Consider the following 14,966-nt stretch of genomic DNA (forward strand, 5'->3'; position numbering starts at 1 on the left):
TGATAAATACAGTAATAAGGTTTTAATCCCCAATTCATAAAAAACACTAAACTTTAATATAATCCAAGAACTCCATAACAGTCCTGCTTCTTTGCACTAGTTTATCAATCGTCAACTTTAATTTTTCAACAAAGTAGGCATGATCCAATCCTGGAGTCAGTTCGATTAGACTTACCTTATGATCAGGGTAATCCTTGCTCCCACATGTTCCATAACGGTTGGGATAGATGGCCCATACTTCTTGAACAGGGCTCATTGTGCTCACTAATGGGTGGCTGCCATCCCCAAATAAATAGGGAGAATGGAGATGATCTCCGTAACTGACCAGCTGCTGCATGACCTCATTCCGTTGGTTATTCACAATTAGGTTCTCGTTCCAGATGGAGTTTCTTGGGCGGTATTTAAAATCGAATATGATCGTACCGATGAATCGTTCATTCCTATATACATCCAAACGTCCATCTGGGCAGTTATGTGTTCCTCTTGTGTACAACGGTTCCTTCATGGTGGTTAGCCTGCTTTGTGAAGGTAAAAGTGCTTCATACACTAAATGCACTCTCAGCTCATCTTTTCTAAATTCCACTTCTGTATTTGCTGGAAGTGTCGGGACCAACAGACTGTTTCCGTCTGGAGTCTGACTATATAACCATCCTTTTTCAGGAACAAACCCTAATTCTTCCCCAGCAAGAGCCTTGATGAACTGAAGATAACCCCATATTTCATAGAGCTTATCGGTCCGTTTCCACTGATAGCTATACGAATGGTGAATTTGTAATTGGAATTGCTCATTTTTGAGTTCCCGATAAAGCTGGTAAAGGGCACGATATCTGGGGTCACTATTCATAACTGGCGGGATGTCTGAAAATTGGTAGGTTCCAATCCTTTCAAACCACGGAGCCGTTTTAATCCATTGAATCGCTCCTCTCATCTTCCCAGCCACTTCACCAAGTTTTTTTAGTTCAGATAGTGTCCGCTCTTTTTCTACCACAGTCCGAAACGGTCCAGCATCCTTTGAATTTCTAATGTTTATTTCCGAATTTTGGACGCCTTCCATAAAACCGGTTAAGGTTTTTGAAATGGAAATAATGATTTTCTTCACGAATCGATTTTCTAGTAGATCATAGTTGATCGAATTCCTGGGTGTCATTAAAACCTGATTTCGATTCGGATTACTCCCACAATGCCGAATCGTTTTTTCATCAACAAACCTTGCCTTTTCTTTTGGGACGACCTGATAATCCTTGCTAATACGATAGTTGACCTTTCGATATAAATCACTAAGCGCGGCCATGACCGAAGGAAACCGGTTATTGATGACGATAAATTGTTCGAGCAACCCTTGTGAAATAGCACCTAAACGATGATTCAATCCATTTTTTTGTAAAATGACTTCACGAGCAAGACCGCTTACCTCCTTTTCAATCTCTTCCTTCATAATTTCCCACTGTGTTTCTTCTATCTGTTTGGGTATCACCTTGACACCACTAAAATATCGTTGTTCATCACAAACAACCATAATCCGATAGAGTCCAGGTATCAGCGGATAATATGCCTTTGTGTTATCAAAAAGCGCAACTGGTTTTTCAGAGGGTGCTAGATAAACCTCTCGTTCTAATGGATCCACATGAAGCTTGGGTTCTGGAAGTGCTTCAAGACCATCCATAAAGAACTTGGCATCGTCCCGATTGGAGGAGAAGGTTACAGTTAACTCGATATTTTCTTTGATTTCAATAAAGTTCTCTTCTCTTTTCTGAAGAATATCAAACTCGTTGGTAAAAAAACGGTCCAAAGGAAGGAAACGATCTTTCTCCCCGCATTTCTGTGAAAAAATGACCTCAAATCCTTTAGAGGGTATAGCCATTTAATTTCAACTCTTTCGCTTTGTGAATTAAAACATTTCTTGTTTCAAAAAACTCTGAAATCTCATGATAACGGTCTAGGATTTCCCCTAATTTACTGTCGATTATATTTTCGGTGTGAACATCATAAGTACCAATAAACTTTTTAAACTGCTCTTCTGGTCCTCTAACCTTTGTCAGGATTCGTTGGACAATTTGCTTATCAAATGCCTCAGCTCGGGTAAAGTGGTCCGTTTTTGGCAAGTTTTTAAGATACATGTCAATCTGGCGAACAATTCTTGGTCCAGCACCTAAATTCTTGTTCACCTTTTGTAATTCTTGATGAATCTCCCATAGGAGCGCCAATTCATGATCCTCCATATGTATGTCTCGGTTATGATTTTTTAGGCTATTGAATAATTCAAAAGAAATGGTTCGATCCTGGGTAGTTCCTTTTGCTTCCTGCGATAACTTTTTCAGATTGCCATAGTTTAAGACATTTAAAGTGATAACGTTCGCACGATCAAGAACCTTGTCCGAAAAATGGTAAGTAGACTCATCCAAATTTACGGTTCCTACAAAGATTACGTTATCTCCGATCGGGATAGCAGGTGGAAATTGTGCTGAATTCTTAAGTTTGAGATCACCATTATATAGCTGCAGCACTCTTTGTGGTCCGGGTTCATTCTCAAGAACCGAAAGAAATTGAGAAAAGTAATGCTCAACCCTAGCAAGGTTCATCTCGTCAAAACAAATAATATGAAGACGTTTACTGTTTTCTTTCGCACTCATCAGGGCATTGATCAATCCAGAGTCACCGGGACGGTAAACCATTTGAAGGGTATCCGCATACCCGATTAAATCAGCGTCATCTGTCCATGCCGGGCGAACAGGAATGAAAGTCAGCTGGTGATTGTCAAACAGACCGAGTGCCTTCCCATATGCTTGAACAAGTTTCGATTTACCTGTCCCACTCATACCTGCCAAAATCACGAGATTTGAAGATTTCATCGCCGTATGGAAATTATAGAGATCCTTTTTGTCATATATTAGACCTTGTTCATGTGTGACACGATCAAATTCTTTCATAAACAGTTCTTCAGTTAGTTCATCTGTTTTCTGGTTTGATTCAACCTGTTTTGATGCCGTTGCTTCCATGGTGGCAGCTATTTCGCCTTCCGCTGCTAGTAAATCAGCAAACATTATTTCATCAGAACCAACTGTACGAGCCTCTGCCACTTCTAATTCTTTGGTAACCAAAGCTTTTTCATGCTCCGTTCTCTCTTTTAGCATGAGTGCATGTAATTTGGCGATTTCTTCGTCCTTTGCTTTGAGAGCGTTTATCTGTTTTTCCAACTTCTTCTGATTTAACTCCTTTTCAGAAGAAAGTTCGAGTACCTTTTTCTTTAAAGAACCTACTTCACCTTTAAGTGAATGATTATCCTGCGATAATACCTTTTTTTCATCCTTTAGTTGTTTTCTCTCATTTTTAATAGCAATCTGGGCAATCGATTCTTTTTCCTTTAACTCTTCAATCCTTTGTTCCAGTTTTTTAAGCTTCCTTTCTAGTTTTACATTTTTTTGCAACGCCTGTTTCAACTCATCCTTCAGGTAGGTTACCTGGCTTTCCTCTTCTTTGCCTTCATCCACTTCGACCGTTTCTTCTGGCCTTTTTTCAAATGCCTCTAATTTCTCTTCATCTCTTAATGTTCGATAGATTTCAACTGCTTTTGCATGCTCCTCCTCATCATCGCTCGATAGCAGCACACTCAATAAAATGGATGGAACAAGCTCCTCTTCAACAACAAGGAGTAGTTCCTCCATACTACGTCCCCGAAAAGTTACTAGTTCCTCATCTTCTTCAGCAATCTCATCAAAAAAACACTTAAGCTTTGTCGCATTTCGTTGATGAAGCGCTTCCTGAATAAGCGCTGGTCTTAAAATCTTAAATCTCTTATTATGAGGATTGATTTGGCGAAATCCCGATATTTTAATTCCTATATTTTGACCGATGTTGGCAATTGCTTCATCATTAAGCGTCTCTAATATCCACTTCCATATTTCCTTCTCCATTACTAATGCCTCCAAATAGTCATACTATTTTCCTACACTTTGATAATACCACCCTTCCTATTTTACTAGATTTTTCATATTTCGACCTATTTTTATGTAAATTTTTGGAGAATATTGTACAATATTATTTCCATTTTCCCGTTTCTCAATGGAATTGGATAAAATATGAGAGAAAAAAGCCAGAAACTATCCTTTTAATGTTCAGTTACACAGCTCCTGATGACTTGTTAATGTTTACCTTGTAAGACGGAGCAGTTTAGTAAGAGTTCTATTTAAAAAGGAACCGCGCTTGGCGATTCCTAAGATTATTATTTATTTGCTGTGTTTATGGTACTAAGTGAATCGTTAAGTGCTGTTTTACACTTGTTTACATCTGGATTCGATGAACGAACTGATGCTAATACAACATCAATTGTTCCATCAATTTTCGTCCATGTAGCGCCATCGATGTTCCGTAGCTTAGGTTCCTGTGTGTCCCATTGATGTTCTAATTCATCTGCTCCGTTTTTCGCAGAAGCAAAGTTATTTTTGTTTACAGCGTTTAGTATATCATTTTCGATTTTTGCAAAATTATTTAACTGTCCAGATAATGTAGTTTGTGAAGCACCTGATTTTGATGTTGATTTATTTGCGGCTTTTAAGGCATTATGTGAATTAGTAAGTGCTGTTTTACTTTGATTAACATTAGGTTTTGAAGAACGAACCGCTGCTAGCACAGAGTCAATTGTTCCATCAATTTTTGTCCATGTATTGCTATCAATGTTTCGTAGCTTAGGTTCTTGTGTATCCCACTGATGTTCCAAATGATCAGCGCCATTTTTTGCTGAAGAAAAGTCGTTTTTATTTACAGCAGTTAGCATATCATTTTCAATTTTAACAAAATCGTTTAATTGACCTGCTAATGTAGTTTGCTCTGCAGCACCTTGTGATGCAATAGTATTACTGCGCCAGTTATAACCACCTATACCAGCAACTAAGAAAATTACGAGTACAAGAATCGTTTGTGTTAGCACATGATTCTTATTTGCATATCTTTGGTTTGTTTCCGCTATTTCACTTTTAGCATTTGTGTCAATTTTTGAAACAGCAAGGAAGACGATAATCGCTAAAATAGCGATAAGAAAAATCACACTCGTAACGGTTGTCCCTAGTCCTAATCCACCATTTACTTTTGATTGAGATAGATAATCTCCAATTGAAGCTCCAAGAGGGCGAGTTAAAATATACGCAATCCAGAAAGCTAATACTCCGTCAAGTTTCAAAAATTTATAAGCTAAGAAGACAAGAGCAATAATAATAACAACGCCTATTCCTGTGTTAAGATAACCAAAACCAAGTTGTTCGGAATATAAATCGCCGACCGCTGTTCCAAGTGCAAAGGTGAAAAGAATCGTAAGCCAGTAGAAAACCTCTCTTTTTCTAGTAAAAATCGAGTGGATCGATAGTGTTTTTTCACTAAGATACCAGAATAGAAAAGTCAGTCCTAGTAGCACCGAGAAAACAACTGTGCTAACCTCAAGTGGTACGCCCATATTATCAGTCAAGTTATCCGTTACCAATGTTCCAAATACGCTTATAAGTACGACTGTTATCCAATAAGTCGCTGGAACATATTTACTTGCTTTAAATTGAAAAAACAATGCAATAAAAAATGCAATCCCCATAATAATGGTAGTAAAAGTTAAACCAAGTCCAATGTTGAAATTGATGAAATCAGCAAATGTTTCACCAACAGTTGTACACAAAATTTTGATGATCCAAAAGAAAATCGTCACTTGTGGCACTTTGTTAAGTAAAATTTTCATATTATTTTGGTTTTCTGGCATATATAATTTCCTTTCTTTATTGTAGTTTCCCACAACTTAATTATTAGAGATAATGTTCGTCTCTACTTTTCTACTATATTAGAAATTGGCGGGCTCTTTATTAAAAACGGATTAAAGTTAACTTAAGTGTCAATTAAGTCTAAGCTTTAATACCAAAAAAGGTTCCCCAGCAAACTTAAGCTGGGGAACCTTTTTTGGTTTATTTAGTATGGTTTGAATGGATTATATGATTCTATTAAATAATTATTGGTAATCTATTTACTCCATCAAAATCTAGATTGTGGCTTAACGTTTCCCATAGTTTTTCTGGATCAGCTACGTCTGCATACTGACAACAGTCGATAAATTTCTTCTTCACTTCATCGAAAGGTGTTTCAGGAAGAATACGTTCTATCTGTCTCTTTGTTTCTTGGGCGGTAACTATCTTAATATCACCTAAAGGAATTCCAGGCGTATTATCCTGGGTTTGCTCAATTTTTAGACGATTGGTCAAATTTAACACTTCAGTATCCATAAGTGCCTTCTCCGTCAGGTTATTCAAGTGAACACTCCCATGAACAAATGCAAATGCAACCATGAAAGGAATACTAAATTTAGCATCTTGTAATGTTTTAGGGTGACAACGATCCTCAAGTGGTTGACATAACATATCCGCAGTTTCATTTACCCCTATCACTATTTGGTCAATTTCATTAAGGCTAAACTGATTTCGAAGAACAAGCGCAGATTTAATATATGGATGTGAGTAACGACAACTCGGATAAAGTTTAATAGATGTATCGGTAAATGCCCATGTTTCAGTGTTCAATAATACACTTCGTTGTTTTTCATTTAAATTCTTTCCAAAATAATTTGGAAAGAGACCCGTCTTTCCATCCAAACTACTTGCAGGTGCAGTCACCCCTTCTCGAGCCAAAAATGCAGCTTGAACACCTCCCATTGATGAAAAGGCCGGATAAATGGATCTAGCTTGGGAACCTGTACCAACACCAGGCTCTTTACCGCCAGCTACTTGCATATATGCCAGTCCTAAGGCATGAACTAACTTATTATCATCTAATCCAAGGACCAGTCCAGCAGTTATAGCAGCACCTAAATAACCAAATAATTGACTTAAAAACCATTTGGAATCCGTACCTGTACCCCTGGGTTCGATTGCATAACCCAGTCGACATAATAACTCGTTTCCTAGTGCAACCGCAGAAATAAGATCCATACTCCTTGAATCCTCAGCATTTGCGGCTGCCAATGCGGTAGCTAATGTCACAGGCGTTGGATGGATTCTAGCTAAATCATTGATATCATCATAGTCTAAAGCATGTGCCAACGCCGTATTTGCAAATGCAGCATAGGCGGGAGGTAATCGATGCTCACTTCCTATTATTCGACCCATCCCACCTTTTACTCCTATAGAAAGAGCCGCTATCGATTTTAAAGCGATTGGTGCTCCTTTATAAGAAGCTAAGGAAATGGCAATTGTATCACATATATGAAGAATCACCTTTTCACGAATTTCCTCTGGCAATCCTCGTTTCTCTCTTTGACGGATAGCGTGTACAATCTCATGGCTTAATGACAATATAGCTCCTCCTTGTGTTAAATGAACTTACCTTAAGAGACAAAAAGAGTGCCTGACACCAGCCACTTCAAGTCTAAGTTCATTTTTGTAATATCAGGGCGAACAATTTCTAATGGCATCCGATCTTCCCATTCCCTACAAAATTCTCTTTTTACTATACTTCCAATAATAGCTAATTTTAGGAATTTTTAAAAAGAGGAATATAATTATTTTAGTCAATAACTCTTGCCACATCATGACCACACTTTTGACATTTTCCTTCCAATACTATTCCGGTTGAAAATTCTTTGACTATATAGCTTTCAATCTTCACAACATCACTACAAGAACTGCACCAAACATTTTGTTCTAATTTTCTACGTATATTTTCAGGAATAGACAGCCATTGTTTATTTGCAGAAAAAGAGATTACTTCTTGATCTACTCTTTTGAGTTTTTCTTCTACTTTCTCTAATATTTCGATAACTTCTTGAATTTTTGTCCTAACTTTTTTAAATTCATTCGTTTGCCACGCATCCAAGATTGTGATTAATTCTTTATTGCCTGAATCTGCAATTTTTTCTAATAAAAGAAGAATCAAGCCGCGGTTCCGATCTTTTAATGTTTCAACAAATTCATATCTTCTATTTTCGGCAGCATCAATAAGCTTTTTCATTAATTCATCTGCATAAGTCTCGCGCTCAATGTCCCAGCCTTTATCGGTATAGACAAGCATAGGGAGTCTGCCATTATACTCAATGGCTAAATAATGATGAACAATCAGCCAGTCTATTTTTTCGAGAATCTCATTTTGAGAAATACCCTTAAATGCCCCGTATACAGGACTGTCATCCAATTCTAGTTCTAATAACTTTTTATCTTTCGAGCCCGCAAGAATTTTGGCAAGCATAGCTCTGCCGCCACTCATGATTAACTCATCTGCCCCACGCAGAATGGTTTTAATTTCATTGTCTGGAATAGACTTAATACCGTTTGGATTAAGTTCATATTCCACTCGTTTCCCTTTTTTAACCATTGTCATCCCTCATTTATAAAAAACTCAACCTATTACAAGTATAGCACCTTAAACATGGGCTTAAACACAATTGGATCGATCATATTGGTATTGGCACAGGTTGCTGGCTCATCTATCTGTTTATCCACCTAACATAAAAAAGAACCAAGGATTTTATCCAAGGTTCCCAATTGTTTAGGTAGAATCTATTAACTCTTTAATGATGTAACAGTGCTGGAATGTACACAAATTTTCTTTATTAGTCCTTCTACTAGTGCCGGTACCTCTTCAAAGGCACTCTTTTTGTGAAGACGTTCGGTGCGTTTATGGGCGTCTTTACCAAAAGGCCCAATGTTTAGAACTGGTGCTTGAAGCTCCTTCATTTCTTGAAAAGGAATACTGTAACTATCTCCCCAAACCGGTGTGTTGTCGATGAAAGACGTCCAACCACTACCAGTATCTTTATAATTCACATAGCTTAAATCACTGATACCATTGAAAAAGTGGATTTGTTGAACCGGCAGCTCAAATTTCTCCATCCCTTGTTGCCTAATATAATCCACGCATTCACTAATAAATTCACAGTCAGAAGAATTCACCGCAGGATAATACGGCGGCGCAAAAAGCAAAATCATCGCCGGTCCAAGCTCTTGACACTCAATCATCAATGCATCAACAATATGGAAAGATTTTTCACGGTCATCCCAATTTTTATTTGCATGAATATCAAGTTTAACGGACTCTACATACTCGCTCCCGAGTTTTTTTACCGCATACTTCAACAATTCTTCATACAGAAGAACACGAACGGTACCAACAGGTTTAACATTCTGTGATGTACAAATTTTTTGATAGGCTTCATTACATTCCCTTGCCGCATCCAATGCTATTTCCTCAAAGATATCCATAATTTCCGCTGCATTGCGCTTCATTAAAAACACATTGTACAAGGCTGCCGCACGAAATGGTGTTTGCACCGAATACTCCATTTTCAAATCCTTTTGCTGTAAGGTTACTGGAAGAGGTGTCTTCTCCCCCATTACCGTTTCTTGAAGTTTGTCATTCCACTCCATCTGCTGTGTCATAAACGAAGCAATATAGTTTGCAGTAATTCCGCTAAGTGGTTCCCCTACATGTGTCTCTCGTCCGTAAAAAAGCACAGATGGCATAATTTTTCCGATAGAACCGGAGTAAACATAATAATTACGGTCACCCGGCTGTTGAGCGAATACTGGTTCACCATTTAAGAACAGTTTGTAAGTGAGATCATACTCTTCCTTAATTTCTAGTAGTTTCAGCACAGCCGCCCTCATACCAGCGGAATTAACCTCTTCATCAGGAACGGTTAATAATATGAGATTGATCGGCCATTTTTCATCGGAAGCCTTTTCTATTAATCCCATATGCATAACGAGTCCCATTTTCATGTCCATCGTACCCCTGCCAAACAAATATTCCCCCGACAGGAGATCCTCCTGTGCATCCTCTGGCAAACTATCGATTCGATTATAAAGTAACTGAGTCAGTTCCTTCGGTCGAAAGGCATATTCTTCAATATCCCCATATTCTTCGGTAAAAACGGTATCAAAATGACTAATAAGAACTACGGTATCCTTGGCCTCAGGATGTTTATATAAAGCAGTTAGAAACTTTCTGCCTAAATCTGCATCGTGAACCCCTAAAAGAGCAGGATTCTCTTGAAAATATGGTAAATTCTGCAGCTTTGCTTGAACCTTCTTAGGGAATTCAATTTCTCCTGGTGTCAGTGTCCTACTATCCCAGCTGACCACCTCACATAATAAACTGCAAAGCCCTTCTTTCGTCGCCCATTGATATTCCGCCATTCTCTGCCCTCCAACCTTGTAAATAGCTAATTGCAGCCGGGATTTTGATTGAAAAAGTACCAACACTAGAAATCAATCTATTCTAAAAACGCAAGGACAAGCAACTTAAGCCTCCATCTAATTTACGGAATTCAGTAGTATCGACCTCAAGAGTTTTATAACCAGCATCCTCGATTTTTTGTTTGGTTTGCGGGAAGCCTGCAGGCACAATAACATAATCATTCACACGAATGCAGTTTGCAGCATACTCCTCCTCTTGTGGAACAACTATTTTTTTATAGGAATTGAAAAGAGGATGGTCAACAAATTCCCCTGCAACAACAATAGTACCTTCACCTAAATAGGTTATACCAGTCTTCAAGTGGAAAAACTCTTTAAGTTCCACTATTGTCGCCTTGTAGTTTTCGGACTCTAGGATTTGCTTTAATTGTGTTGCACCTACATAATTGGTTCTAGCTGATATTCCAATATAAAAATGATCTTCAATTTGTAAAATATCGCCGCCATCAAGAGTTCCTGGAGCTTCAACACTGTAAATTTCGTTGTAAAACTTCTTTAAAACAGGTTCCATTTCAATAATTTCACCATTACGAGTCTCTGCACCCGGGTTTGTTACAACGGCAAAGTTAGAAGTAAGAACAGCTGTATCCTCAACAAATGTTGAATCAGGGAAATCAGGGTTTGAAAGGAGTATTGTAACCTCAACACCGCAGGTTTTAAGAGCTTCAATATATGAAATATGCTGCTCAAGTGCCTTTGTCATTGTTGGCGTTCCCAGATTTGAAGTGGTTAATCCGTTTATATAAGATTCCCCAGGTGTTTTGACGATTACATTTTTGAACATAGATAATTACCCCCAAATTATGAATTAGTTTACTATTAGCAGAAAGGAACATGAAACTTATAAACTCAAATACATTTATTTCCGAACTATTAATGAAGCCTATCATTTAAATATCAATATTTATCAGGTTGCTTCAGGTTTAAAAATTGGTTCCATCGTACTCTTTAGTACATTTACGGAAGCAGCTAGTTTTTCTTGCTCATCCTTTATTAAATCGATTTCCACAATCTTGCTAATCCCTTCTCTGTTAATAATTGCCGGCACTCCAACATATACATCATGAAATCCATATTCACCATCTAAGTAGGCGGAAACAGGCAGAATGGTATTTTCATTTCTTAAAATGGCTTTTGTAATTCTGGCTAATGCCATTCCAATTCCAAAATAGGTGGCTCCTTTTCGGTCCCACACATGGTAGGCTGCATCACGAACATCTATTGCAATTTTTTCAATGTCGGCCAGGCTATATTGAGGTTCAGAATTTACAATGTCCATTAACGGCTTACCGCAAATGGATACTGAACTATATGCTGCTAGTTGAGAATCACCGTGCTCTCCAATAATATATCCATTGATACTAGAGGGATTGACCTGAAAATACTCCCCTAGCTTGAATAGTAATCTAGCAGTATCCAAAGATGTTCCTGTACCTATTACTCTTTCTTTCGGCAGGCCTGAAAATTCCCATGTTGCATAGGTAATGATATCAACTGGATTTGACACTACGAGAAAAATTCCATCGAACCCGGATGCCATTACTTTTTCAACCACACTTTTCACGATGCTGGTATTTTTTTCGACAACTGTTAGTCGAGTTTCTTCTTCACTTTGACTTACACTAGCACTTATGCAAACAATATCGGCATCTTTACAATCGCTATAGTCCCCGTTCCAAACCTTCGAAGGCGAAGGGGTAAAAAGCTTTCCATGGTTTAAATCCATAGCATCTCCATCTGCCTTATGGCTATTTATATCAATTAATACAATTTCCTCTGCAATCCCTTGATTCATTAAAGCATAGGCATACGTAGACCCAACAAAACCAGACCCAACAATAGCTACTCTATTTGTTTGATTAGCCATAACTTCCTCCTTCAGGAGATAAATAATTTCGATTTTGTAAAAGCTACATGGATTGTACTTTATTAAATACTCATAGAATCATTTTCTACATTAATTGTCACTATACTTTTTCTTAAGGCGTGCTTTACGAACTGCTACTAGCTCTTGCGACAGAAACAACACAATGGTAATAACAATTAGAATAGAGGAAACGGCTGCCATTGTTGGGTCAACCTGAATCCGTAGATTTTCCCACATAGCAATTGGCAAGGTTTTGGTATTAGGCCCCCCCAAGAAGATGGTAACAACCACTTCATCGAAGGAAATAATAAAGGCAAATAAAGCTCCCGATAGTACTCCCGGACGAATAAGCGGAAGCGTTACTTTAAAAAATGCTCCGATTGGAGTCGACCCTAATCCCATCGCGGCCCATTCAAGGTTTCGATCCATCCCTTTTAGACTAGCTGTTACTGTTACAAAAACAATCGGCAAAGCTAAGACCGAATGAGCTAAAATCAAACCTAGAAAACTATTTGTTAGGTTAAGGGGTGCAAACGAATGATACAGAGCAACTCCAGTAATAATCACTGGTATGATCATCGGTGCTACCATCAACGACATAAAAAGCTTTTTCCCCCAAAAGTTTAATCGAGTAACGGCTAGTGAAGCCATTACTCCAAGAATGGTGGATAAAATGGCTGTGAAAATGGCGATCGTAAGGCTTCTTAATAAACCAACTACCCATTCTTGGTTATTAAAAAAATTGATGTACCACTTTAAAGAGTAACCTGGAATAGGATACTCGAAGAAGCTAGCCGATGAAAAGGACATAGGGATAACAACTAATATAGGTGAAATTAATGCAACGATAGTGAACCCTACGAAAATTCTAAGCCACATCTTATTCCAACTCCTTCAACACAGGATTTTTTCCTGTCAGCAAGAGGGGAATAAATAGCAAAATTAAGGTGGTTACAAATAAAACCAATGCTAAGGCGGAAGCCATATGCCAATTTAACGTCGTATTGATATTACTTTCGATTAACATCGAGATCATCGTTGTGTTGGTCCCCCCTAATAGAGCCGGAGTAATAAAATATCCGATTCCCATCACAAAAACCAGCAATGAACCAGATAGGAGTCCTGGAATAGACAAAGGGAAAAAGACTTGAATGAAGGCCTTCCATGGACGCGCTCCCATACCCTGGGCAGCCTGAAGCAACCTTTGGTCAATCCCCGCCATGACGGAATATAGGCTTAATACCATATATGGCAGGAGAATATGAGTCATCGCAATAACTACACCAGTAGTATTGTAAATAAGTTCAAGCGGATGATCGATGATTCCCAAATCTAATAAAATAGTATTAATCACACCATTTTTTCGTAATAGAATCGTCCATGAGAATGTCCGTACTAGTAAACTAATCCAAAATGGAATTAATACGGCAGAAAAAATAATTTTTTTCCAGAGGTTTGATTTTGTACTTACCAACATATAAGCCAAAGGATAGGCGAAAATTAACGAAAACACAGTGACAAGGAAGGAGATTTTCAGTGTCAGCCACAATACCTTTAAATAAACATCCGTAGAGAAAATATGGCTTATATACTCAAGTGTAAAACCATCTTCATCAAAAAAACTAAGCTTAAAGAAATCTGCCATCGAAAAGAACATTAAAATAAAGATATACCCAAATGGAACAAAGAGAAGGAGCCATTGCAGCCCTGTAAATCGTGCTAACCGTTGGGAGAAGGATACCTGCTTGACAGGTATCCATGATTCTGATTTAACTTCGATCATATCTTTATCCTCCTATTATTCTAGAAGCCATTGCTGGAATCGCTCATTGACCTTAACGTAGTTATCCACCCACCAAGAGGTATTAATGTAAACTTGATTATCTAATTGAGAGGACGATTGTCCTAACCCTAAACGATTTTTCACTTCATCAGATAACAGCGCAACGGCATTAGCGTTGGCAGGAGCATTATCATATTTCATAGATAGAGCGGCTTGCTGCTTTGGCTCCAGTGAGAAAGCGATAAATTTCATAGCCAAGTCCTTATTTGGTGCTCCTTTAGGTACGGCCCAAGAGTTAGACAAGATTAAGCCTTGGTTAAATTCCACCTCTACTGGTGCTCCCCCGTCCCTCGCTGATGTAATGCGTCCGCCCCATGCGCTTGAGATCGGAACTTCATTAGTAGCTAGAATTTCTGGCGGCTGTGCACCTGCAGTCCACCAAACTTTTACTTCATCTTTGATTTTATCTAGCTTCTTGAAAGCACGGTCCACATCTAGAGGATATAACTTTTCCGGCTCTACACCGTCAGCAAGCAGCGCAGCTTCGAGTGTCCACATTGGATCCTTATATAATCCGCGCGCACCAGGGAATTTTTTCACATCCCACACATCAGTCCAATTTTTCGGATGTTCGCCTTTCGGAAAAGTATCTGTATTATAAGCAATTACGGTTGAGAAGACATTTTCAGGAACAGCATAATCGTGAACAAGTTCTTTAGGAAGCCCGTCTGTTTTGATCACATTAAAATCTAACTTCTCTAAAAGCCCTTCTCTTCCGCCTCGAATGGCAAAATCATCACCAACACTGACAACATCCCATTCCACATTTCCACTTTCAACCATCGACTTTAATTTACCTACATCTGGAGGTGTGACAACGGTTACTTTCACACCGTACTTTTTCTCAAAAGGTTCAAAGACGGTTTTCTTGTGGATATCTGTATAAGGGCCTCCCCAATCCACGACTACCAGATCTTTATCCTTTTTGTCTCCTCCGCCACCCGATGCCCCACTACTGCATCCTGCGATAATTAATGCTAGAATTGTCATCAAAACGGACATGAATATTTTCGTTTTTGTCATTAAAATTCCCCTCTCTCTA

Annotated in this window: 11 protein-coding genes; all 11 read right to left on the bottom strand. The window is 38.4% G+C overall.

What is annotated here, in order from left to right; translation table 11 throughout:
- Positions 1-46: 46 nt before the first annotated feature.
- The 11 genes from BDR01S_RS07115 to BDR01S_RS07165 all read right to left on the bottom strand — a co-directional run bounded on the left by BDR01S_RS07115 (position 47) and on the right by BDR01S_RS07165 (position 14,947).
- Positions 47-1,861, bottom strand: coding sequence for a DUF2357 domain-containing protein (locus BDR01S_RS07115; RefSeq protein WP_066255455.1), 1,815 nt, complete (start codon positions 1,859-1,861; stop codon positions 47-49).
- On the bottom strand, positions 1,845-3,911 hold the full coding sequence (locus tag BDR01S_RS07120) for an McrB family protein (protein ID WP_066255457.1): 2,067 nt from the start codon (positions 3,909-3,911) through the stop codon (positions 1,845-1,847). The genes BDR01S_RS07115 and BDR01S_RS07120 overlap by 17 nt, the downstream gene beginning before the upstream one ends.
- Before the next feature lie 308 nt (positions 3,912-4,219).
- Complete coding sequence (locus tag BDR01S_RS07125; protein WP_066255459.1) at positions 4,220-5,737, bottom strand: COG4705 family protein; 1,518 nt, start codon at positions 5,735-5,737, stop codon at positions 4,220-4,222.
- A gap of 235 nt (positions 5,738-5,972) precedes the next feature.
- Positions 5,973-7,316, bottom strand: a complete 1,344-nt coding sequence (locus BDR01S_RS07130; protein WP_066255462.1) for an MmgE/PrpD family protein — start codon at positions 7,314-7,316, stop codon at positions 5,973-5,975.
- Positions 7,317-7,527: 211 nt separating this feature from the next.
- Positions 7,528-8,331, bottom strand: a complete 804-nt coding sequence (locus BDR01S_RS07135) for an RQC-minor-1 family DNA-binding protein (protein WP_066255464.1) — start codon at positions 8,329-8,331, stop codon at positions 7,528-7,530.
- A gap of 188 nt (positions 8,332-8,519) precedes the next feature.
- Positions 8,520-10,154, bottom strand: a complete 1,635-nt coding sequence (locus BDR01S_RS07140; protein WP_066255467.1) for a M20/M25/M40 family metallo-hydrolase — start codon at positions 10,152-10,154, stop codon at positions 8,520-8,522.
- 82 nt (positions 10,155-10,236) lie between these two features.
- Positions 10,237-10,998 (bottom strand): dimethylarginine dimethylaminohydrolase family protein, encoded by a 762-nt coding sequence (locus BDR01S_RS07145; RefSeq protein ID WP_066255470.1) that lies wholly within the window; start codon positions 10,996-10,998, stop codon positions 10,237-10,239.
- A gap of 123 nt (positions 10,999-11,121) precedes the next feature.
- Positions 11,122-12,081, bottom strand: coding sequence for an L-lactate dehydrogenase (locus tag BDR01S_RS07150; RefSeq protein WP_066255473.1), 960 nt, complete (start codon positions 12,079-12,081; stop codon positions 11,122-11,124).
- A 90-nt stretch (positions 12,082-12,171) separates the two neighbouring features.
- Positions 12,172-12,960 (bottom strand): ABC transporter permease, encoded by a 789-nt coding sequence (locus BDR01S_RS07155; RefSeq protein ID WP_066255476.1) that lies wholly within the window; start codon positions 12,958-12,960, stop codon positions 12,172-12,174.
- A gap of 1 nt (position 12,961) precedes the next feature.
- A complete protein-coding gene (locus BDR01S_RS07160; protein ID WP_066255478.1) occupies positions 12,962-13,864 on the bottom strand; it encodes an ABC transporter permease in 903 nt (300 codons plus the stop codon).
- A 15-nt stretch (positions 13,865-13,879) separates the two neighbouring features.
- A complete protein-coding gene (locus BDR01S_RS07165) occupies positions 13,880-14,947 on the bottom strand; it encodes an ABC transporter substrate-binding protein (protein ID WP_066363080.1) in 1,068 nt (355 codons plus the stop codon).
- Positions 14,948-14,966 lie beyond the last annotated feature (19 nt).

The sequence above is a fragment of the Neobacillus drentensis NBRC 102427 genome (assembly GCF_001591445.1).
Lineage (GTDB): Bacteria > Bacillota > Bacilli > Bacillales > Cytobacillaceae > Neobacillus > Neobacillus drentensis.

Coding starts and splice junctions, on each gene's coding strand:
- BDR01S_RS07115 (WP_066255455.1), bottom strand. CDS start 1,861: ATGGCTATACCCTCTAAAGGATTTGAGGTCATTTTTTCACAGAAATGC.
- BDR01S_RS07120 (WP_066255457.1), bottom strand. CDS start 3,911: ATGGAGAAGGAAATATGGAAGTGGATATTAGAGACGCTTAATGATGAA.
- BDR01S_RS07125 (WP_066255459.1), bottom strand. CDS start 5,737: ATGCCAGAAAACCAAAATAATATGAAAATTTTACTTAACAAAGTGCCA.
- BDR01S_RS07135 (WP_066255464.1), bottom strand. CDS start 8,331: ATGGTTAAAAAAGGGAAACGAGTGGAATATGAACTTAATCCAAACGGT.
- BDR01S_RS07140 (WP_066255467.1), bottom strand. CDS start 10,154: ATGGCGGAATATCAATGGGCGACGAAAGAAGGGCTTTGCAGTTTATTA.
- BDR01S_RS07145 (WP_066255470.1), bottom strand. CDS start 10,998: ATGTTCAAAAATGTAATCGTCAAAACACCTGGGGAATCTTATATAAAC.
- BDR01S_RS07150 (WP_066255473.1), bottom strand. CDS start 12,081: ATGGCTAATCAAACAAATAGAGTAGCTATTGTTGGGTCTGGTTTTGTT.
- BDR01S_RS07155 (WP_066255476.1), bottom strand. CDS start 12,960: ATGTGGCTTAGAATTTTCGTAGGGTTCACTATCGTTGCATTAATTTCA.
- BDR01S_RS07160 (WP_066255478.1), bottom strand. CDS start 13,864: ATGATCGAAGTTAAATCAGAATCATGGATACCTGTCAAGCAGGTATCC.
- BDR01S_RS07165 (WP_066363080.1), bottom strand. CDS start 14,947: ATGACAAAAACGAAAATATTCATGTCCGTTTTGATGACAATTCTAGCA.